The sequence below is a fragment of the Alsobacter sp. KACC 23698 genome (assembly GCF_045348435.1).
Taxonomy (GTDB): domain Bacteria; phylum Pseudomonadota; class Alphaproteobacteria; order Rhizobiales; family Beijerinckiaceae; genus Alsobacter.
Map to the genome: position 1 here is coordinate 4,217,904 of NZ_CP157484.1, position 20,592 is coordinate 4,238,495.

14 protein-coding genes are annotated in these 20,592 nt (G+C 70.2%); 5 read left to right on the forward strand and 9 right to left on the reverse strand.

Going from position 1 to position 20,592, the window contains the following annotated elements:
- Positions 1 to 33: 33 nt before the first annotated feature.
- Entirely contained in the window at positions 34 to 1,296 is a 1,263-nt protein-coding gene (locus tag ABEG18_RS20115; protein ID WP_406854821.1) for a DUF1521 domain-containing protein, read from the reverse strand.
- Positions 1,297 to 1,672: 376 nt separating this feature from the next.
- Between ABEG18_RS20115 and ABEG18_RS20120 the strand changes: the two genes are divergently transcribed.
- Positions 1,673 to 2,500 carry a hypothetical protein gene (locus ABEG18_RS20120; protein WP_406854822.1) on the forward strand — a complete coding sequence of 276 codons (828 nt, stop codon included), beginning with the start codon at positions 1,673 to 1,675 and terminating at the stop codon, positions 2,498 to 2,500.
- On the opposite strand, the gene ABEG18_RS20125 is transcribed toward ABEG18_RS20120, so the two are convergent.
- The 3 genes from ABEG18_RS20125 to galE all read right to left on the reverse strand — a co-directional run bounded on the left by ABEG18_RS20125 (position 2,497) and on the right by galE (position 6,171).
- Positions 2,497 to 3,738, reverse strand: a complete 1,242-nt coding sequence (locus ABEG18_RS20125; RefSeq protein ID WP_406854823.1) for a DUF459 domain-containing protein — start codon at positions 3,736 to 3,738, stop codon at positions 2,497 to 2,499. The two genes, ABEG18_RS20120 and ABEG18_RS20125, sit on opposite strands and share 4 nt — an antisense overlap.
- A 53-nt stretch (positions 3,739 to 3,791) precedes the next feature.
- On the reverse strand, positions 3,792 to 5,078 hold the full coding sequence (locus tag ABEG18_RS20130) for a lytic murein transglycosylase (RefSeq protein ID WP_406854825.1): 1,287 nt from the start codon (positions 5,076 to 5,078) through the stop codon (positions 3,792 to 3,794).
- Between the two features lie 94 nt (positions 5,079 to 5,172).
- On the reverse strand, positions 5,173 to 6,171 hold the full coding sequence (gene galE / locus ABEG18_RS20135; protein WP_406854826.1) for a UDP-glucose 4-epimerase GalE: 999 nt from the start codon (positions 6,169 to 6,171) through the stop codon (positions 5,173 to 5,175).
- Between the two features lie 164 nt (positions 6,172 to 6,335).
- Here galE and ABEG18_RS20140 point away from each other — a divergent pair, with 164 nt between their 5' ends.
- The gene (locus ABEG18_RS20140; RefSeq protein WP_406854827.1) at positions 6,336 to 7,208 is read left to right on the forward strand and encodes a UTP--glucose-1-phosphate uridylyltransferase; all 873 of its coding nucleotides are present in this window, start codon (positions 6,336 to 6,338) and stop codon (positions 7,206 to 7,208) included.
- A 10-nt stretch (positions 7,209 to 7,218) separates the two neighbouring features.
- Here the strand turns inward: ABEG18_RS20140 and ABEG18_RS20145 are convergent, their stop codons facing one another.
- Positions 7,219 to 8,781, reverse strand: a complete 1,563-nt coding sequence (locus ABEG18_RS20145) for an outer membrane beta-barrel protein (protein ID WP_406854829.1) — start codon at positions 8,779 to 8,781, stop codon at positions 7,219 to 7,221.
- Positions 8,782 to 8,920: 139 nt separating this feature from the next.
- Between ABEG18_RS20145 and ABEG18_RS20150 the strand changes: the two genes are divergently transcribed.
- Complete coding sequence (locus ABEG18_RS20150) at positions 8,921 to 9,925, forward strand: SIS domain-containing protein (RefSeq protein ID WP_406854830.1); 1,005 nt, start codon at positions 8,921 to 8,923, stop codon at positions 9,923 to 9,925.
- Between the two features lie 15 nt (positions 9,926 to 9,940).
- Here ABEG18_RS20150 and ABEG18_RS20155 read toward each other — a convergent pair whose 3' ends face one another.
- The 4 genes from ABEG18_RS20155 to gltB all read right to left on the reverse strand — a co-directional run bounded on the left by ABEG18_RS20155 (position 9,941) and on the right by gltB (position 17,722).
- Positions 9,941 to 10,378 carry an NfeD family protein gene (locus ABEG18_RS20155; protein WP_406854831.1) on the reverse strand — a complete coding sequence of 146 codons (438 nt, stop codon included), beginning with the start codon at positions 10,376 to 10,378 and terminating at the stop codon, positions 9,941 to 9,943.
- 24 nt (positions 10,379 to 10,402) lie between these two features.
- Entirely contained in the window at positions 10,403 to 11,389 is a 987-nt protein-coding gene (locus tag ABEG18_RS20160) for an SPFH domain-containing protein (RefSeq protein ID WP_406854832.1), read from the reverse strand.
- 102 nt (positions 11,390 to 11,491) lie between these two features.
- A complete protein-coding gene (locus tag ABEG18_RS20165) occupies positions 11,492 to 12,916 on the reverse strand; it encodes a glutamate synthase subunit beta (protein ID WP_406854833.1) in 1,425 nt (474 codons plus the stop codon).
- A 129-nt stretch (positions 12,917 to 13,045) separates the two neighbouring features.
- Positions 13,046 to 17,722: a glutamate synthase large subunit gene (gltB, locus tag ABEG18_RS20170; protein WP_406858658.1), complete on the reverse strand. Its 4,677-nt coding sequence runs from the start codon at positions 17,720 to 17,722 to the stop codon at positions 13,046 to 13,048.
- Between the two features lie 671 nt (positions 17,723 to 18,393).
- Between gltB and ABEG18_RS20175 the strand changes: the two genes are divergently transcribed.
- Positions 18,394 to 19,452 carry a threonine aldolase family protein gene (locus tag ABEG18_RS20175; RefSeq protein WP_406854834.1) on the forward strand — a complete coding sequence of 353 codons (1,059 nt, stop codon included), beginning with the start codon at positions 18,394 to 18,396 and terminating at the stop codon, positions 19,450 to 19,452.
- Positions 19,453 to 19,542: 90 nt separating this feature from the next.
- Complete coding sequence (locus tag ABEG18_RS20180) at positions 19,543 to 20,526, forward strand: hypothetical protein (protein ID WP_406854835.1); 984 nt, start codon at positions 19,543 to 19,545, stop codon at positions 20,524 to 20,526.
- Positions 20,527 to 20,592: the final 66 nt, after the last annotated feature.

The window sequence follows — 20,592 nt, forward strand, 5'->3', positions numbered from 1 at the left end:
GACCGCCCTTCTGGTTTGCGTCTGAGTTCAGCGTCAGGCGTGGGCCTTCTCGGCCTTGGTGTAGTCGGCCTGGGTGACGTGCTTGCCGTTCAGGCTCCAGCCGCCCTTCTCCTCCTTGACGGTCACGCCGTCGGGAGTGGCCCTGTCGATCTGCTTGCCATGGCCGCTGACCTTCACGGACACGTTGTCCTTCCCGTCATGGTTGCCGGCCAGGCCCGAGACCACGATGGCCTTGTCGCCCTTGGTGATGGTCAGCTTGGACGAGTAGCTCACGTCGCTCTTGTCGGTCACGGCCTTTCCGTCGCGATCCACGGTGCCGACGCTGATCTTGGTGCCGTCAGCCAGCTGGAAGGTGTTGCTCTTCTTGAAGTCCCAGTCCTTGCCATTGCCACCGGCGTCAACATGGGGGTCGCCCCAGACGCGGGTGCTGTCGCCGGTGCAGTTGTTCTTCAGGATGAAGGACTCCTGCTTCTCGTCGAAGTTCAGCGTGTAGTCCTTGCCGAGCTTGATCTCGCCCTTGCCGTCCTTCACCTGGCCGACCTCCCACTTGTCGCCGCCGTCCGGCTTGGGAGTGGGCTTCGGGAAGCAGTCCGGCTGAGGCGTGGGCTTCGGGTTGCAAACGACCGGGCCCGGGGTCGGCTTCGGCTCCGGGGTCGGCTTCGGCTTGGGGTCGCAGTTGATCGGGGTCGGGGTCGGGGTCGGAGCGGGGCAGGGCAGCGGGACCGGCTTGCCACGGCAGTCATCGACCACGCCAGGCGTCGGGTGATAGCCGCCGTCGACCGGGATCGGCTTGCCGCGGCAGTCGTCGACCACGCCAGGCGTCGGGTGGTAGCCGCCGTCCACCGGGATCGGCGTGCCGCGGCGGTCGTCGACCACGCCAGGCGTCGGGTGATAGCCGCCGTCCACCGGGATCGGCTTGCCCTGGGCGCCGCAGATCTGGGTCAGGGTGTTCTGGATCGAGCCGAGTTCGTCCTGCAGGCCCTTGATGATCGTGCCGGTGTCGCCAGCGGCGCCGCTGGTCGTGCCGCCGCTATTCGCGCCGTTGCCGGAGCCGGTCGAACCCCCAGTCGATCCGCAGCCGCCGTTCGAGCCGCCATTGCCCAGCGCCGAAACCAGCTTTTCGAGGAGCTTCTCGATGTTCGACAGTTCGCTCTTGATGTCGCCCAGGATCGACTTCAGGTCACCGGACTGGGTGTTGCAGTTGTTCGACACGGAACGGTTGAAGCTGCTGCCGTTCACCTGGCTGGTTCCGTAGGAACCGTTGGAGTAGTTCGTGGGCTGAATTCCGCAAACCATCTTCTTTCTCCCTTAAATGATGCAGAGGATCGACTGCTTCCTCGTGAAGAAAGTTCTAACCATTTCCAGGCGGCCAACTACTATGTCGAAATACCGGGTCCTACGTAGTGCACGTAGCGGCATGGCCTGTCCGGCGCAGCGGTGGCGCGCCCGGAAACCCGGCAGGTCTGGTCATTGTGGGAGATTTCCCGGTCGCCGCGGGCTCAGGTCCCGAAAACGGCTCGTCGGCCCCGGGCCTGTTCAAGGGGCGCGCATCGTCGCGCCATGTTTATGGTACTGAGCTGACAGCGCGGTCGCGGCCGAGCTCGATCGTGAATCGGATGACCCCGACGTCTCGGGTGCGCCTCCCCGGTCGTCGACTGGCCTGCCGATCCCGATGCTGCTCGAACTCCTGCTCCATCTCGTCACCCCCGTCCCGCGCAGCCTGCGCCGCATGGGCCTTCTGCACGAAAGCATCGCGCTGTGGTCCCGCGGAGCGCGGCGACGGCGCGACTGGCGTCCGCACGAGGCTCATTGCCACGACGTCGTACGGCAGGCCGTCGCCGCCGTCGCGCATCGGCGCAAGGCGGTCGTGCTGGGGTCGGGCCTCGTGCGCGACGTTCCTTTCTCGGATCTCGTGGAGACCTTCGACGAGGTGATCCTCGTCGACGCCGTTCACCTGCCGTTCGTCCGGGCGCGCATGGCGCTGCACCCGAAGGTCCGCCTGCTGACGCGCGACCTCACAGGCCTGGCGGACTGGCTCGCCGGAAAAACGCAGGACCGCGCCGATCCCCTGGCCGACCTCGTCGGCGACGCGGCGGTGGACTTTGTCGTCTCGGCCAATGTTCTCTCCCAGTTGCCGCTTGCCGTGGAGACCTTCCTCGAACGGAACCCTGCCCGCGCCGCGTCCCTCCCGCCGGACATCGCAGACCGGACGATCGCCGACCACCTCGCCGATCTGGCACGCTTTCCAGGCGCAGTCTGCCTTCTGACCGACGTCGAAATGCGGGAGGAAAATCGCCGGGGCGAGGTCGTCGAAAGGCTCGACCTGATGCGCGGCCATGATCTCCCGTCGCCCTTGGCGTCGTGGGACTGGACCGTCGCGCCTTTCGGCGAAATCGAGCGGGACAAGCGATACGTCCACCGCGTCCACGGCTCCTGGCGCTCAGGAGAGCCGGCGCCTGCCGGTGGTCGTCATGTCCAAGCGCCAGGAGGCGCGAGCTAGCGCGCGTCTGGCCAGCGGAAGTCGTCGGCCCGGCCCGGCTTCGGGTCGGGAACCTGCCCGCGCAGCAGCGCGCGCTCGACCAGTTGCCCGGCCTCGGTCGACGGCTTGCGGCTCACGCCCGCGACCAGCGCGCCGCCCTGGGCGGACTCCGGTCCGGTGAGCGGCAGGATCGGCCCGGCCACGGGCCGCTGCGGGATGGTGAGCGGCGCCGGCGGGAGCCCGTCGAGTCCGCGGAGCACCGCCTGATCGATGGCGCGCTCCACACCGCCCGGCTGCAGCGACGGATCATGCGAGGCGGGGTCGTCCGGGTCGGCGCCCGGCACCGCGACGATGGCCGGCGCCCGCTGGTCGAGCGAACGGCGGATCTCGACCTCGATGAAGTGGGCCGCCTTGCGGGCGCCCGCCTTGGTGAAATGGACGCCGTCCGACGTGCGCAGCTTCACGGTGTCACCGGCGAGGTCCGGCCCGAAGGATGAATAGCGGTTCTTGGCGTCGGCGAAGGGCTCGAACAGGTCGATATAGATCGCGCCCGTCTTGCGGGCGGCGCTCCGGAAGATCTCGTTCAGGGCGACCATGTCGGCCGTGAAGCGCGGGCTCTCCATGATGGGCATGCCCACCCAGAACAGCGGCACGTTCTTGTCGGCGAAGGCTCGGCCGATCTCCTCCACCCGGCCCGCATAGGCCTCCTTCCAGGCGTCGGACATCGGCTCCAGCGCCGTCCCGGACGCATCCTTGAGGGTCTGCCGGTCGTTGGAGCCCAGCACCACAACGGCGTGCGTGATCTTCTCCGAGGCGAGCATCTCGCGCATGGTCTTGCGCCAGTCGAAGAAGTCGTCGCGCACGAGCCCGCTGGACGACACGGTCCGCTTGGACACCCGGACGTCGGGGTTGTCGTCGAAGGCATCGGCGAGCCCGTTGGCGACCAGCTCGGCCATGACGTCGCCGAACACCATCACGAAGGCGGTCGGCTCGATGGCGGGCTTCTCGGGGGCGTCGCGGATCACCATCGTGGCGGCGGCGGGAGGCGGCGCGCGGCGCCGCTCCGCGCGCGGAGCCGGCGGCGGCGTGGGCCGCACGCGCCGGAACTGCTGGCGGGAGGGCGCCATCTGCGGGGTGAACTGAAGCGGGAAGCGGTCGTCCGGCTGGGCGCGAGCCTCCGGGACCGCGCCCGGCAGGGCGGCGGCGGCCAGCGCGACGAGGACGAACAGGCGCGCGACGAGCGCCGACAGGCTCTGCAACGAGACCTCCATGCAGCGCCCTTGCGGGCGCGTCCGGAGGGGAGTTTACCAGTTCATCGCGCCGTGCGCAGCGCCTGCAGCGCCCCGACCGTCGGATGGCCGTCCGGAACGAGCCCCCTCCGCTCCTGGAACGCCCGGAGCGCGTCCCGGGTTCGCGTGCCGATCCGGCCGTCGGCCTCGCCGATGTCGAACCCCATCGAGGCCAGGCGGCGCTGGATCTCGCGCCGCTGCGCGTGGTCCAGCTGCGGCTCGCCCACCGGCCATGCGGCCTGCACGCCCGAGGCGCCGCCGATCCGGTCGCCCAGCAGGCCGACGCCCATCGCATAGGCGTCCGAGCTGTTATAGGCCTTGATGGCGGTGAAATTCGCCGTGACCAGGAAGGCCGGGCCGTGCGCGCCCGCCGGCAGGAAGAGCGATCCCTCCCCGGCGTTGGGCATGGGCTTGCCGTCGGCGCGCTTCGCGCCGAGCGCGGCCCAGCGGGAGAAGGCGGCCTTGCGGGTCTTGTAGTCGAAGCGCGCCGGCAGCCGGACCTCGACCGACCAGGGCAGCCCGCGCCGCCAGCCATGCGCCTTCAGGTAGTTCGCCGTCGAGGCCAGCGCGTCCGGGATCGACGTCCAGATGTCCTTGTGGCCGTCGCCGTCCTGGTCCACCGCCCATCTGCGGAAGCTCGACGGCATGAACTGCGTCTGGCCCATCGCGCCCGCCCAGGAGCCCTTCATGTCCGCGCGGGCCACATGCCCCTGCTGCAGGATCGTCAGGGCCGTCAGGAGCTCGTCGCGGAAAAAGGCGCCCCGGTAGCGCAGATGCGCCAGCGTCGCGAGCGACCGGATCACGTCCTTGCCGCCCGTGAAGGAGCCGTAATTCGTCTCCATGCCCCAGACGCCGAGGATGACGGACCGCTCCACCCCGTAGCGCCGCTCGATGGCGGCGAGCGTCGACGCGTGCTCGGCTGCGACGGACCTGCCGCGGGCCACACGCGCCTCGGAGACCGCGCCCTCCAGATACGACCAGATCGGCTTGACGAACTCGGATTGCCGCCGGGTGAGCTCGACGATCTTCGGATCGCTGGTCACGCCGGAAAAGGCCGCGTCGAAGGTCGCCCGGCTCACGCCGCGGGCGCGCGCCGCCGGCCAGAGCCCCGCGACGAAAGCCGAGAAGGACGCCGGCGAGGCCTCCCGCTCGCCCACGAGGGCCGCGCCGGGCTGCCCGAGCGAGCCCGTCGTGACCGGTTCGGACGCGCCGGCCTCGGATCTGGCGACCCGCGTCGGCCCGGTCTGGGCCGCGGCTGGTCCCGCCCAGACGACGCCCAGGCACAGGGCTACGACAGCGATACGGCGCATGGAACGTCCCCAGCCCGGGGGCGGACGCCCGCCGGTTCTTCCAGGCTCACTGTGCTGGGGGGTGGTGAAGGGGAGCTTAACCGCGCGCCGGCGCTCAGCCCTGGAGCTTGGCGTTGGGAGTGGTCAGGTGGCGCTCCCAGTCCAGCGCATGGGTGATGATGGTCTCCAGGTCGTCATATTGCGGAACCCAGCCCAGCACCTCCCGGACCCGCTCGCCCGTGGCGACGATCGCGGCCGGGTCGCCGGCCCGGCGCGGGGCGAGCCGGGCCTCGAAGTCCACGCCCGAGACCCGCTTCACCGCGTCAACGACCTCCAGCACCGAGTAGCCCTGCCCGTAGCCGCAATTCAGCGTCAGGCTGTCGCCGCCCGCCCGCAGATGGTCGAGCGACGCAAGATGCGCGTTGGCGAGGTCCGTCACATGGATGTAGTCGCGCAGGCAGGACCCGTCGCGGGTGGGGAAATCGGTTCCGAACACCTCCAGATAGGGCCGCTGGCCCAGCGCCGTCTGGCACGCGACCTTGATCAGATGCGTGGCGCGCGGCGTCGACTGGCCGGTGCGGCCCTTGGGGTCCGCGCCTGCGACGTTGAAGTAGCGCAGCACCACGAATTTCAGCGGATGCGCGGCCGCCGTGTCGCGCAGGATCCATTCCGTCATCAGCTTGGATCGGCCATAGGGCGACACCGGCGAGGTCGGATCATCCTCGGAGACCGGCTCGCCGCTGACGTCGCCATAGACGGCCGCCGTCGACGAGAAGATGAAGTGCTTCACTCCGCACTTCACCGCGGTCTCGATCAGCGCCCGCGGCTTCACGGTGTTGTTCAGGTAGTAGCCGAGCGGATCCTCGACCGATTCCGGCACGACGATCTTGGCCGCGAAATGCACGACGGTGTCGACGCCGTGCTCACGCATCACGGACGCGACCAGGGCCTGGTCGCCCATGTCGCCCACCACCAGCGGAACGGTCGTCGGCACCGCCGACGCGAAACCCGTGCTCAGATTGTCGAGGACGACGACCTTCTCGCCACGGTCGGCCAGCGCCAACACCATGTGCGAGCCGATATAGCCGGCGCCGCCCGTCACCAGAACCGCCATTCTGCATACTCCTGATTGTGGCCACCATGGCCGTTCACTGGATAACGTTTCCTGAACTCGCATGGAACGGGAGGCCGTGATATCGGTTTGCCCCCACGCCACGCGACATCGAAGTCTGGCGTGAAGTCCGCCGTCTCCGTCCCTCCTGCAAGCAGACGCGATCCATGACGAAAAAGATCCGCAAAGCCGTGTTCCCCGTCGCCGGTCTCGGGACGCGGTTCCTCCCCGCCACCAAGGCGGTGCCGAAGGAGATGATGACGGTGGTCGACAGGCCGGTCATCCAGCATGTCGTGGACGAGGCGAAGGCCGCCGGCATCGAGCACTTCGTGTTCGTCACGGGCCGCGGCAAGGCCGTCATCGAGGACCATTTCGACATCAATTTCGAGCTGGACCGGACGCTGGCCGAGCGCGGCAAGACCAAGGAGCTGGATGCTCTCAAGCGCGACCTTCCGGGCGCCGGCCAGGCCAGCTTCACGCGCCAGCAGGCGCCGCTCGGGCTCGGCCACGCAGTCTGGTGCGCGCGCGACATCATCGGCGACGAGCCTTTTGCGCTGCTGCTGCCCGACATGCTGCATCTGGGCCAGACCGCCTGTCTGGCGGACATGATCCTCGGCTACGAGGCGCATGGCGGCAACATGATCGCCGCCTATGAGGTGCCCGACAGCGAGACCCACCAATACGGCATCGTCGGCGTCAAGGACGAGGGCGGCTTCCAGCGCATCACCTCCATGGTGGAGAAGCCGCCGAAGGGCACGGCCCCGTCCAACCTGGCGATCTCGGGCCGCTACATCCTCAGCCCGGCCGTGTTCGATATCCTGGAGACGCAGGAGCGCGGCGCCGGCGGCGAGATCCAGCTCACCGACGCCATGATCACGCTCGCCAAGTCGGAGCCTTTCTACGCCCACACCTTCGCGGGCGAGATCTACGACACCGGCTCGAAGATCGGCTTCCTGATGGCCAACGTGGCCTATGCGCTCAGCCGCGAGGACATCGCGCCCGCCTTCACTGTCGAGCTGCACAAGCTTATGGCCCGCTGAGCCGCCGGCCTCAGGGCTGGAGCTTCATCCCGACCAGGAACGTGTTGGCGGTGTAGTCGGAGCCAACCGTCGCGCCGTTCAGGCGCTCATGCGTGAAGCTGGCGTTGAGCGCCACCGAGCGGGTCAGCCTGTATTCCAGCTTCAGGCCGGTGGCGTAGCTCGTCTCCCGCAGGGGCACGCCCTGGTAGTCCGTGCTGGTGAAGGACGCCGCGCCGACCAGGATCAGATTGCGCAGCAGCGCGTGGGACACCTCGGCGGCCACCGTGCGGACCTGCGCGCCCGTCGCCCCCACGACCGTGGTCTCGGCCAGCGACGCCGTGCCGCGCAGGGTGACGGTGGTGAGAGGCGTCGCCGACCAGATCAGGGCGACGTCGGCCACCGGCCCGCGCAGGTCCGCCAGGCGCGGGTCCTCATATTGGCGCACGCCATAGCCTGCCGACGCCTCGCCGGTCACCGTCCGGGTGATCTCGAAAGTCGATCCGACGCGGCCCTGCACGCCCGACGACGTCCGGTCGTAGCCGGAGACGTCCAGCGTCGAATCGTAGACGCGCTTGTCGACCGTCGCCTCCACGAAGGGCTGCAGCCCCGGCGTCGCCTGGTACCCGGTGCGCAGGCGCAGCCCGTAGGCGTTGAAATCGCGGTCGCCCTGGCTGACTTCGAGCCCGTTCGCCTGCGTCAGGTCGCCATAGCTGGTGCGGTCCACGGCCCCGCGCAGCGACACGGCCACCGCGCCGAAGCGCTGGGTCAGCATGGCGCTGGTCCCGGCGGTCAGGATGGTGGAGCGCTTCGACCCAACGACCGGCTGCTCCAGGCTCCCCGGGCGCTCCGTCGTGAGCAGATAGGCCGCGCCCAGGTCGACCTGCGTGTCGCGCAGGACGTCGATCCGCAGGTCCGCCACGCCCGCGCCGTCGGGCCTGTTGGCCGACCTGACCGACGGATATTCCTGGTAGGCGCCGCGCAGATTGGCCGTGAAGGCGTGCCGCTCCCAGTCGCTCTCGACGCTGAGCGCGCCCTCCTGTCGGAACGTCGTGGAGCCGCGCGGCCGTCCGCCGACCCGGTTGGGATTGGTGTCGTAGCCGCCCGAGACGTCGATCGACGGCCGCCAGATCAGCCCGCCCGTGTCGATCCCGAGCGGCGCATAGGGGTCGTCCTGCACGGCCTTGCGGCGCGCCCGGCGCGCCTGCTCGATCGCGGGCAGGCCCGGCGTCGGCAGCGTGCCGGCCAGGTCCGGGGCGGTCCCGGCGGCCGGTCCGAACAGCGGCGCCGGGACCGGCGCGGGCGCGGTCTGGCGCAGGGTCCGGGGCTTCGTCTTCTTGGGCGGGCGCACCGGCTGGCCGACGGGCGCGTAGGCGCCCTTGTAGGCCTGGCGCATCGAGGTCGGCCCCGAGCCCCGGAGCGCGGGCGCATACGGGTCCGGGTCCATGCCGGCGGGGGGCGGAACCGGCGCCGCAGCCGGATCCATCGGAAGCGTCTGCGCCATGGCGGACGCGAACGCGACGGCGTCCGCGCAAGCGAGGGCGGTCGCCAACCCGAGCAGTCTGACATAGCGAGCGGGGCGGCGACGAAGGGCCAAGGACGGCTCCGGCCAACGGAAGGGTCCGGGCGCCTGCAGCCCGATACGGTTAACAGGAATAGAAGATTGACGGTTAACGAGAGGTAACCACTGACCGGTCGTCGTTTCTCTCCGCGCCGACTCGTGCTATGCGGCGCGCATGTCCAAGCTCTCGCCAGCCCCTCGTGTCGAGGGCGCGTCCGCCCCGGCGATCGCATCCGCCCTGCGCACCATCGAGGCCGAGCGAGCGGGCCTCGACGCTGTGGCGGAGGCCCTGGGCGACGGCCTCGGGGCGAGCTTCTGCGCCGCCGTGGACCTCATCGCCGGCGCGACCGGGCGCGTCATCGTCACCGGCATGGGCAAGTCCGGCCATGTCGGCCGCAAGATCGCCGCGACCCTGTCGTCGACCGGGACGCCCGCCTATTTCGTCCATCCGGCCGAGGCGAGCCACGGGGACCTCGGCGCCATCCAGGCCGGCGACGTCATCCTGGCGCTGTCCTGGTCGGGCGAGACGTCGGAGCTTTCCGATCTGGTCGCCTATGCGCGGCGCTTTAGGGTCGGGCTCATCGGCGTCACCGCCAATCCCGACAGCGCGCTCGGCCGCGAGGCGGACGTGTGCCTGACGCTGCCGAAGACACGCGAGGCCTGCCCTAACGGGCTGGCGCCGACCACCTCCACCACGATGCAGCTCGCTTTGGGCGACGCGCTCGCGGTGGCGCTGCTGGAGGGCCGCAGCTTCAGCTCGCAGGATTTCCGCGTCTTCCACCCGGGCGGCAAGCTCGGCGCGCAGCTCAAGCAGGTCCGCGCCGTCATGCACACCGGCGACCGCCTGCCCCTGGTGCCGCGCGGCGCCCGCATGTCGGACGCCATCATGGCGATCAGCCAGAAGGGCTTCGGCTGCGTGGTGGTGACCGAGGCCGACGGGCGCATCGCCGGCATCGTGACCGACGGCGACCTGCGCCGCCACATGCAGCCGGCGCTGATGACGCTCACCGTCGACGAGGTCATGACGCCCAACCCGACCACCGTGGCGCCCAGCCTCCTGGTCGCCGAGGCGCTGGAGATCGTCGAGACCCGCAAGATCGGCGCGCTGATCGTGGCGGAGGACGGGGTGGCGGTCGGCCTCGTGCACGTCCTCGACCTGCTGCGGATCGGGGCCGCCTGAGGCGCGGCGCTCAGCTCAGCTGCGCTTCACCTTCAAGAGCGTGCCGTCGACGCCGACCACCTGGACCTCCGTCCCGGCCGGCAGGTCCGGACCCTCGATGCGCCAGACCGTGTCGTCCACGCGGACGCGCCCGCGGCCTTCCCGGAGCGGCTCGTCGAGCACGAAGAGGCGTCCCACCAGCGCCGACCCCCGGTCGTTGATGACCTGCTCGGGCCGCTTCGGCCCCCGGTCCCGGGTGAGGTTGCGGCCGACCGCCACGCAGGCGATCGCCAGCGCCGCGAAGGTCAGGGCCGCCGCCTCCCCTGACATCGCGATCACGAAGGAGACGAGGCCCGTCAACAGGGCCGCGAGGCCGAGCCAGATCATGAAGGCGCCCGGCGCCAGCACCTCGACGCCGACCAGCAATAGCCCAGCGATGATCCAGCCCCACGGTCCGAAAAAGATGTCGATCATCGCTGCCCCGCTCTCAGGCGCCCGTCAGGTCGGATTGGACTCGCGGGTGGTCGGGACCGCGGTGCGCCGCGGGGCGGCCGCGGCGGCCTCCGTCGAGGCGAAGGCCGAACGCGAGATCTCCGCAATGCCGGCGATCGAGCCGATCACCGAGGACGCCTCCAGCGGCATCATGATCACCTTCTGGTTCGGGGCGGAAGCCACGGCCTGCAGCGCCTTCACATATTGCTGGGCGACGAAATAGTTGATCGCGTTGACGTCGCCCTTGGAGATGGCCTCGCTCACCATCTGGGTGGCCTTGGCCTCCGCCTCGGCCGAACGCTCGCGCGCCTCCGCGTCGCGGAACGCGGCCTCCCTGCGGCCCTCGGCCTCCAGGATCTGCGCCGTCTTGTGGCCCTCGGCGCGCAGCACCTCGGCCTGGCGCTGGCCTTCGGCCTCCAGCACGACGGCGCGCTTCTCGCGCTCCGCCTTCATCTGCCGCGCCATGGCGTCGACGAGGTCGCGCGGCGGCACGATGTCCTTGATCTCGACCCGGTTGATCTTGATGCCCCAGGGCGAGGTGGCGGCGTCCACCACCCGCAGCAGCCGCTCGTTGATCTCGTCGCGGTGGGAGAGCAGCTGGTCGAGGTCCATCGAGCCCATGACGGTGCGGATGTTCGTCATCGTCAGGGTCAGGATCGCCTGCTGCAGGTTGTAGACCTCATAGGACGCCAGGGCGGCGTCCAGCACCGTGTAGAAGGCGACGCCGTCGACCGTCACGGTGGCGTTGTCGCGGGTGATGACCTCCTGGCTGGGGACGTCGAGCACCTGCTCCATGATGTTCAGCTTGTGGCCGATGCTCTCCACATAGGGGACGATGAGCCCGAGTCCCGGGCTGAGCGTGCGCGAGTACTTTCCGAAGCGCTCGACGGTGTATTTGTAGCCCTGCGGGACGGTCTTCACCCCGGCCAGGAGGGTGACGATGACGAAGACCACAAGCACGATCGTGAAGATCGTGAACCCCGAAACCGGCATGCCGAGCTCCCCGCTGATTCGGCCCAGGCGCCAGCATGGTACGCGGGGCGCCCCGCGGCAAGCCGAGCTCAGGCTGCGGGCGGGGCGTCCGCGCCGCGCCCCTCAGCGCGGCAGCGTGGTCGCGCCCATCAGGTGCAGGTCGATGGCGTGGGCCGCCTGGCGGCCTTCCCGGATGGCCCAGACCACCAGCGACTGGCCCCGGCGCATGTCGCCGGCGGCGAACACCTTGGCCTGCGAGGTCCGGTAGTCCTGCTCGTTGGCGACGACGTTGTTGCGCCGGTCCAGCGCCACCCCCGACGCCTCGATCATGCCCGCCGTCTGCGAGCCGGCGAAGCCGATGGCCAGGAAGACGAGGTCGGCGCGCAGGATGAACTCGCTGCCCGGGATGGGGACGCGCTTCTCGTCCACGCGCGCGCATTTCACGCCCGTCACCTTGCCGTTCTTGCCCTCGATGCCGAGCGTGGCCGCCTGGAACTCGCGCTCAGCGCCCTCCGCCTGGCTGGACGAGGTTCGCATCTTGGTCGGCCAGTAGGGCCACACCGTCAGCTTGTCCTCCTTGACGGGCGGCTTGGGGCGGATGTCGAGCTGCGTCACCGACAATGCGCCCTGGCGGAACGACGTGCCGACGCAGTCGGAGGCCGTGTCGCCGCCGCCGATCACCACGATGTGCTTGCCGCTCGCCAGGATGGGCGCCTCGGGGGTGGGCTCCTCCTGGCCGACGCGGCGGTTCTGCTGGACCAGATAGGGCATCGCGAAGTGGACGCCCGCGAGGTCCTGCCCGGGCAGCTTGGGATCGCGCGGATCCTCCGCGCCGCCCGCCAGCAGAACCGCGTCGAACTCCGCGGTGAGCTCCTCGAAGGGCTTCGTCACCCCGACATTGACGCCGTAATGGAAGGTGACGCCCTCCTGCTCCATCTGGGCGACGCGCCGGTCGATGTGGCGCTTCTCCATCTTGAAGTCGGGGATGCCGTAACGCAGCAGCCCGCCCGCGCGCGGCTCGCGCTCGAACAGATGCACGTCATGGCCCACCCGGGCGAGCTGCTGGGCGGCGGCCATGCCGGCCGGTCCCGAGCCCACGATGGCGACGCGCTTGCCCGTCTTGAAGGCCGGCGGCTCGGGACGGATCCAGCCTTCGGTCCAGGCCTTGTCGGCGATGGACTGCTCGATGGTCTTGATGGTGACCGGCATGTCCTCGAGGTTCAGCGTGCACGCCTCCTCGCAGGGCGCGGGGCAGATGCGGCCGGTGAACTCGGGGAAGTTGTTGGTCGAATGCAGGTTGCGGGAGGCCTCCTCCCAGTTCTGCTGGTAGATGAGGTCGTTCCAGTCCGGGATCTGGTTGTTGACCGGGCAGCCCGTGCCGGAATGGCAGTAGGGCACGCCGCAATCCATGCAGCGCGCGGCCTGGCGTCCGACGTCCTTCTCGTCCAGCGGCAGCGTGAACTCGCGGAAATGGCGGATGCGGTCGCCGGCGAGCTGGTACTTCTGCTCCTGCCGGTCGAATTCCAGAAAACCTGTGACCTTGCCCATCGTCGTCTCCGAGGCCTCGCCTCAAACATCGTCGCGCCCGGCTGCGTCGGACCGCGGGCCGTCTGGCCCGCGCCTTCGTTGGGTCGCCATCAAGGATGCGGGCCTCACGGCCCGCGGTCCGGGTGAGTCCTACTCCGCCGCCTGCAGCGTCCTGAACTTCTCCATCTCGCGAAGCGCGCGCCGGTACTCGACCGGCATGACCTTCACGAAGCGGGTCCGGTAGTCGGCCCAGTTGTCCAGGATGTCCTTGGCGCGGGTCGAACCCGTGTAGCGCAGGTGGTCGCTGATCAGCTGCAGCAGGCGCTCTTCGTCGTGGCCGGACATGTTGGCCATGACGTCGATGCGGCCCTTGGTCTCCAGGTCGCCACCATGGTGGTGGAGGCGCTCCATCAGGTCCTCCTCCTCCTCGACGGGCTCCAGGTCGACCATCGACAGGTTGCAGCGCTTCTGGAACGCGCCGTCCTCGTCGAGCACATAGGCGATGCCGCCCGACATGCCGGCCGCGAAGTTGCGCCCGGTCTGCCCGATGACCACCACCACGCCGCCGGTCATGTACTCGCAGCCATGGTCGCCGGTGCCTTCCACGACCGCCACCGCCCCGGAGTTGCGAACCGCGAAACGCTCGCCCGCCACGCCCCGGAAGTAGCACTCGCCGGAGATCGCGCCGTACAGCACCGTGTTGCCCACGATGATCGACCGCTCGGCGACCGTGCGCGACTCGTCGGCCGGCCGGATGATCAGCTTGCCGCCCGACAGCCCCTTGCCGACATAGTCGTTGGCCTGCCCGACGAGCTCCAGCGTCACGCCGGCCGCCAGGAACGAGCCGAAGCTCTGCCCGGCGGTGCCGTCGAGCCGGATCCGGATCGTGTCGTCCGGCAGCCCGGCGTAGCCGTGCCGCTTGGCGATCTCGCCCGACAGCATGGCCCCGGTGGTGCGGTCCGTGTTGTGGATCGCGGCCCGGATCTCGACCGGCGCGCCGCCCTCGATGGCGGCCATCGCCTGCGGGATCAGCGTGCGGTCCAGCACGGCGTCGATCGGATGCTTCTGGCGCTCGACATGCCGGATGGCGACGTCGGCTCCGACCTCGGGCTTGTGGAAGATGCGGGAGAAGTCGAGTCCCTTGGCCTTCCAGTGGTCGATCGCCTCGCGCCGGTCGAGCAGGTCGGACCGGCCGACCATCTCGTCCATGGTGCGGAAACCCATCTCGGCCATCAGCTCGCGCACTTCCTCGGCGACGAAGAAGAAGTAGTTGATGACGTGCTCGGGCGTGCCCTTGAAGCGCTTGCGCAGCACCGGGTCCTGCGTCGCCACGCCCACCGGGCAGGTGTTCAGGTGGCACTTGCGCATCATGATGCAGCCAGCCGCGATCAGCGGCGCGGTCGAGAAGCCGAACTCGTCGGCTCCCAGCAGCGCGCCGATCACGACGTCGCGGCCGGTGCGAAGCCCGCCGTCGACCTGCAGGGCGACGCGGCCGCGCAGCCGGTTGAGCACCAGCGTCTGCTGCGTCTCGGCGAGGCCCATCTCCCAGGGCGAGCCCGCGTGCTTCAGGGAGGTCAGCGGGCTCGCGCCCGTGCCGCCCTCGAAGCCCGAGATGGTGATGTGGTCCGCCCGCGCCTTGGCGACGCCCGCCGCGACGGTGCCGACGCCCACCTCGGAGACGAGCTTGACCGAGACGTCCGCCGTCGGGTTGACGTTCTTCAGGTCGAAGATCAGCTGCGCCAGATCCTCGATCGAGTAGATGTCGTGGTGCGGCGGCGGCGAGATGAGGCCCACGCCCGGGGTCGAGTGGCGCACCTTGGCGATCACCGCGTCGACCTTGTGGCCGGGCAGCTGCCCGCCCTCGCCCGGCTTGGCGCCCTGCGCCACCTTGATCTGCATGACGTCGGCGTTGACCAGATACTCCGCCGTGACGCCGAAGCGGCCCGACGCGACCTGCTTGATGGCCGAGCGCTTGGAGCGGCCGTCCGGCAGCGGGACGTAGCGCTCGCTCTCCTCGCCGCCCTCGCCGGTGTTCGACTTGCCGCCGATCCGGTTCAGGGCGATCGCCAGCGTCTCGTGCGCCTCCTTGGAGATGGAGCCGAACGACATCGCGCCGGTGGAGAAGCGCTTCACGATCTCGACCGCGCTCTGCACCTCCTCCAGGGGGACGGGGCTCGCGCCGCGCTCGGCCGCGGTCCGGATCCTGAACAGGCCCCGGATCGTGGTCAGGCGGTTCTGCTGGTCGTTGATCTCGCGGGCGAACTCGCGGTAGCGGTCCTGCGCGTTGAGACGCACCGCGTGCTGCAGGGTCGCGACGGAATCGGGCGTCCAGACATGGTCTTCGCCGCGGATGCGGTAGGCGTATTCGCCGCCGACATCGAGCGAGGTCCGGTAGACCGGGGCGTCGCCGAAGGCGTCGCGGTGGCGCCGGACGGTCTCTTCCGCGATCTCCTCCAGGCCGACGCCCTCGATGGTGGTCGCGGTGCCGAAGAAGTACTTCTGGACGAGCTCGCTGCGCAGCCCGACCGCGTCGAAGATCTGGGCGCCGCAATAGGACTGGTAGGTCGAGATGCCCATCTTGGACATGACCTTCAGGATGCCCTTGTCGACGGACTTGATGTAGCGCTTGACGATCTCGTCCTCGTCGACCTCCTCGGGGATCTCGCTGCGCATGCCGGCGAGCGTCTCGAAGGCCAGATAGGGGTTGATCGCCTCGGCGCCGTAGCCCGCCAGGCAGCAGAAATGGTGCACCTCGCGCGGCTCGCCGGTCTCCACCACCAGGCCGACCGAGGTGCGCAGCCCCTTGCGGATCAGGTGATGATGCACCGCCGCCGTCGCCAGCAGCGACGGGATCGGGATGCGGTCCGGCCCGACCTGGCGGTCCGACAGGATGATGATGTTGTAGCCGCCATGCACGGCCGCCTCGGCGCGCTCGCACAGCCGGTCGAGGGCGCCCGGCAGGCCGGCCGCGCCCTGCTCCACCGGATAGGTGAAGTCGAGCGTCTTGGTGTCGAACCGGTCCTCGAAATGGCCGATGCAGCGGATCTTCTCCAGGTCGCCATTGGTGAGGATCGGCTGGCGGACCTCCAGGCGCTTGCGGCGCGAGGAGCCCTCGAGGTCGAAGATGTTCGGCCGCGGCCCGATGAAGGACACGAGGCTCATCACGAGCTCCTCGCGGATCGGGTCGATCGGCGGGTTCGTGACCTGGGCGAAGTTCTGCTTGAAATAGGTGAAGAGCGGCTTGGACTTGGATGACAGCGCCGAGATCGGCGTGTCCGTGCCCATCGAGCCGACGGCTTCCTGGCCGGTCACCGCCATGGGCGACATCAGCAGCTTGAGGTCCTCCTGGGTGTAGCCGAAGGCCTGCTGGCGATCGAGCAGGCTGACGTCGGTGCGCGACTGGCGCGGCTCGACGGGCTTTAGGTCCTCCAGGATGATCTGGCCGCGCTGCAGCCATTCCCGGTACGGGTTGGCGGTGGACAGAGAGGTCTTGATCTCGTCGTCGGAGACGATGCGGCCCTGCTCCAGGTCGATGAGCAGCATCTTGCCGGGCTGGAGCCGCCACTTGGTGACGATCTTCTCCTCCGGGATCGGCAGCACGCCGAACTCGGACGCCAGCACCACGAGGCCGTCGTCGGTGACGAGATAGCGCGCCGGGCGCAGCCCGTTGCGGTCCAGCGTCGCGCCGATTTGGCGTCCGTCCGTGAAGGTCACGGCGGCGGGCCCGTCCCACGGCTCCATCAGGGCGGCGTGGTACTCGTAGAAGGCGCGCCGGTCCTCGTCCATCAGCGGGTTGCCGGCCCAGGCCTCCGGGATCAGCATCATCACCGCATGGGCCAGCGAGTAGCCGCCGCGCACCAGGAACTCGAGCGCGTTGTCGAAGCAGGCGGTGTCGGACTGGCCCTCATACGAGATGGGCCAAAGCTTGGAGATCTCGGCGTCGAAGAGGTCGGAATCGACCGAGGCCTGCCGGGCCGCCATCCAGTTGACGTTGCCGCGCAGGGTGTTGATCTCGCCGTTGTGGGCGACCATCCGGTAGGGATGCGCCAGCGACCAGGTCGGGAAGGTGTTGGTGGAGAAGCGCTGGTGCACCAGCGCCAGCGCCGACGCGAAGCGCGGGTCGGTCAGGTCCTTGAAATACTCGCCGAGCTGCCCGGCCAGCAGCATGCCCTTGTAGGTGATGGTGCGCGAGGACAGCGACACCGGGTAGAAACCCCGGGTCCGCTCGTCCTTCATGTCGTAGATCGTGTTGGAGATCACCTTGCGCAGGATGAACAGGCGCCGCTCGAAGGCGTCGTCGCCGGCCGTGCTCGCGCCGCGGCCGATGAAGACCTGGCGGATGCAGGGCTCCGTCGGCTTCACGCTCTCGCCCAGGCCGGAGCTGTCGACCGGCACGTCGCGCCAGCCCAGGAAATGCTGGCCCTCGTCGGCGATCACCTTCTCGACGATCTGCTCGCACAGGCTGCGCCCCTCGGGGTCGCGCGGCAGGAACAGCATGCCCACCGCATAGTCGCCCGGCGCCGGCAGCGTCAGCCCCAGGCGGGCGGCCTCGTCGGCGAAGAAGCCGTGCGGGGTCTGCACCAGCATCCCGCAGCCGTCGCCGGCCTTCGGGTCGGCCCCGACGGCGCCGCGATGGTCGAGATTGAGCAGGATCTGCAGGCCCATCTGCACGATGGCGTGCGACTTGCGGTTCTTCATGTCGGCCACAAAGCCGACCCCGCAGGCGTCATGCTCACGCGCCGGATCGTAAAGGCCCTGGGCGTCCGGATAGGAGGGGTCGCGCATGACATGCGTCGTCGATGCGGCCGGGTGAAGCGCCGCCGGCATGGCGCTCGCCTCGTTGCCGGCGCCGATCGGGCCTTGTCCTGTCCGCTCGCTCATGTCGCCCTCGTCCGTTGCGGCGGCCGTCCCGAGACAGCCGGAGTCAGCATCCGTGCGGATGGCGTTGACGGAGCATGAACCCGCCATGCACGACGCGCGCCATCCGGCTCGGGGCTCGTTCTCAGTGTGGGAGGTCCGGCCGCGCCCCGTCTTGCGCCCGCTCCCGGCGGGCGTCTCCGATCCGCGTAGGACCGGCGGGCGCCCGCTTAGCCCGCGTTTTTGCGGGCGGCACGTTTACGATCGCGCGTCGCGGCCGCGCCGCGAGTCGTCGTCTTCGTGATCGTGCCGTTCGTCCGCACCTGGCTGTCCGCCGTCATCTCGCGCGGGGCCGCAACCCCGAAAATTGGGACAGCAAGACTGTCCTATCGAGGCGGGACAATGCCAGATAACCATAAGCCGCACAAGGGCCATTTTTCGTCGTTTTCGCAAGATTGTTGCCCGCCCCTCACCCGGCGCGCAAGGAACGGAACGTCGCGGAGACCGAGGCGCAAGGGTGTGACCCGCGGCGGGGCCGGCGCGCGCCGTTGGCCCGCAGACGGGACCCGCGCCGCGCGGGCTTGCTCGCGCCGCCGATGCATGCATCGTGCGGCCGTCCTTCCCGTCACCCGAGACCGATGATGAATTTCGCAAGCGACAATGTGGCCGGCGCCAGCAGGCCGGTGCTCGACGCCGTCATCGCCGCCAATGGCGGCGCGGAAAGCGCCTACGGGGTCGACGCCTATACGAAGCGGGCCGAGGAGCTGCTCGCCGGCGTGTTCGAGCGCGACTGCGCCGTCTTCCTCGTCGCCACCGGCACCGCCGCGAACGCGCTGGCGCTTTCGGCGATCAGCCAGCCCTGGAGCGCGATCTTCAGCCACGCCGAAGCGCATGTGCTCGACGACGAGTGCGGCGCGCCCGAGATGTTCACCGGCGGCGCCAAGATCGTCGGGATCCCCGGCGTGGCCGGCAAGTTCACGCCCGCGGGCCTCGAAGCCGCGCTGGAGCGCTTCCCCAAAGGGGTCGCCAAGGCGGTCCAGCCCGCCGCCGTCTCGGTGTCGCAGGTGACCGAGGCCGGCACGCTCTACACGCTCGACGAGATCGCCGCCATCGCGGCGACCGCGCGCCGGCACGGCATGGCCACGCACCTGGATGGCGCGCGCTTCGCCAACGCGCTGGCGGCGCTCGGCTGCACGGCCGCCGAGATGACCTGGAAGGCCGGCGTCGACGTGGTGTCGTTCGGCGCCACCAAGAATGGCGGCCTCGCCTGCGAGGCGGTGGTGATCTTCGACAAGGACCGGGCGGCCGACTTCCAGTACCGCCGCAAGCGCAGCGGCCACACGCTCTCCAAGGGCCGCCTGCTCGGCGCGCAGATGGTCGGCTATCTGGAGAACGGCCACTGGATGGACAACGCCCGCCGGGCCAACGCGGCCGCCGCCGCGCTGTCGCGCGGCCTCGCCGAGGTCAAGGGCGTGCGCCTCGCCTGGCCGACCCAGGCCAACGAGGTCTTCGCCGTGCTGCCGCCCCCCGTGGACGCCGCCCTGAAGGCGGCCGGCGTGCGCTACGCGCCCTGGTCCAGCGGCAGCCTGCCGGAGGGCTTCGCCATCGGCCCGCAGGAGAGCTTCGCCCGCTTCGTGACGTCCTTCGCGTCCCGTGACGAGGACGTGGAGGCCATCCTGCGGACGGCCCGCGGGGCCTGAGGCCGGCGCTGCGGCGCCTTGGCGGCGTCGCAGGTCCGCCTTAATCGATCATTAACGCTTCCCGGCTTGTCATCCTGGGAGCCTGCCTCCATGCACCCGCACTTCGCTGCCGCCGGTCGCCAGACTGCGGTCGCCCGACGTTTCGTCCGCCGCGGCGCCCTCGCGCTCGCGGCTCTTGTCATGGCCGGAGCGTCGCTCCCGGCCCTCGCGGCCCCGCTCGGGGCCGGCCGCCTGCCTGTCGCGCCGCTGGCCGCGCCCGCGCAGTTCTCCGGCTTCATGATGGGGCCGGGCGAAGTCGCCGACATTCTTTACTCGCGCTACGGCTACCAGCGCGTGATGCGCATCCGCTCGGTGGGCGACGTCTTCGAGGCCGACGCCGTCGACCGCCGCGGCTACCGCGTACACGTGACCGTCGACGGCTATGACGGCCGCCTGCTGGAGAGCTTCGCGGTCGGCGACCGCGCCTATGACGCGCCCGCCCCGATCCCGCCGCGCAGCGTGCCGGGCTATCGCGGCGCGCCGGTGGGCTCCGCCGCCCTGCCGCCGCTCCGCGACGAGGAGGAGCGCTACGGAGCGCGCCCGCCGGCCGCCCGCATCGGGCCGGACCCGTTGGAGCGGTCCGCGCCGCGGCCGCCCAGGAGCCGCGAGGCCCGCACGCCGGACGCCTCCACCGCGCCCGCCCCGGCGCGCAAGCCCAAGGCCGTGCCGTCCCTGCCGAAGCCGGCCGAGCAGTCTGCGCCGCCGAAATCCGAGACCACCGCGGCCCGGCCGGTCGCGCCGGAGCCCGCGCCGCAGCCCGTGGCCCCGGCCCCGATCCCCGCGCCGGCTCCGCCGCCCGTCACCGTCGCGCCGGCCCCCGCCGAGGCTCCAGCCGCCGCCGCCCCGCAAGAGCCGCCCGTGCGGCAGGCCAGCCCGGCGCCCACGCGCATCCCCGAGCCGCTGGTGGACCCCAAGACCGGCAAGCCGACCGCGTCGTCGGACAACGGCGCCGTTCCGGCCGCCCCGCTGGACGATTCCAGCAGCCGCGGCCCTGCGGCCGCGTCCCCGGCCGTCCCGCCCGCCGCCCTCGACTGAGCCGGCGCGACGCTGCGCACGAAAAAGGGCGGCCCGCGCAGGGCCGCCCTTCTGATTCAGGGGTGA

Coding starts and splice junctions, on each gene's coding strand:
- ABEG18_RS20115 (WP_406854821.1), bottom strand. CDS start 1,296: ATGGTTTGCGGAATTCAGCCCACGAACTACTCCAACGGTTCCTACGGA.
- ABEG18_RS20120 (WP_406854822.1), top strand. CDS start 1,673: ATGCTGCTCGAACTCCTGCTCCATCTCGTCACCCCCGTCCCGCGCAGC.
- ABEG18_RS20130 (WP_406854825.1), bottom strand. CDS start 5,078: ATGCGCCGTATCGCTGTCGTAGCCCTGTGCCTGGGCGTCGTCTGGGCG.
- galE (WP_406854826.1), bottom strand. CDS start 6,171: ATGGCGGTTCTGGTGACGGGCGGCGCCGGCTATATCGGCTCGCACATG.
- ABEG18_RS20140 (WP_406854827.1), top strand. CDS start 6,336: ATGACGAAAAAGATCCGCAAAGCCGTGTTCCCCGTCGCCGGTCTCGGG.
- ABEG18_RS20150 (WP_406854830.1), top strand. CDS start 8,921: ATGTCCAAGCTCTCGCCAGCCCCTCGTGTCGAGGGCGCGTCCGCCCCG.
- ABEG18_RS20155 (WP_406854831.1), bottom strand. CDS start 10,378: ATGATCGACATCTTTTTCGGACCGTGGGGCTGGATCATCGCTGGGCTA.
- ABEG18_RS20160 (WP_406854832.1), bottom strand. CDS start 11,389: ATGCCGGTTTCGGGGTTCACGATCTTCACGATCGTGCTTGTGGTCTTC.
- ABEG18_RS20165 (WP_406854833.1), bottom strand. CDS start 12,916: ATGGGCAAGGTCACAGGTTTTCTGGAATTCGACCGGCAGGAGCAGAAG.
- gltB (WP_406858658.1), bottom strand. CDS start 17,722: ATGCCGGCGGCGCTTCACCCGGCCGCATCGACGACGCATGTCATGCGC.
- ABEG18_RS20175 (WP_406854834.1), top strand. CDS start 18,394: ATGAATTTCGCAAGCGACAATGTGGCCGGCGCCAGCAGGCCGGTGCTC.
- ABEG18_RS20180 (WP_406854835.1), top strand. CDS start 19,543: ATGCACCCGCACTTCGCTGCCGCCGGTCGCCAGACTGCGGTCGCCCGA.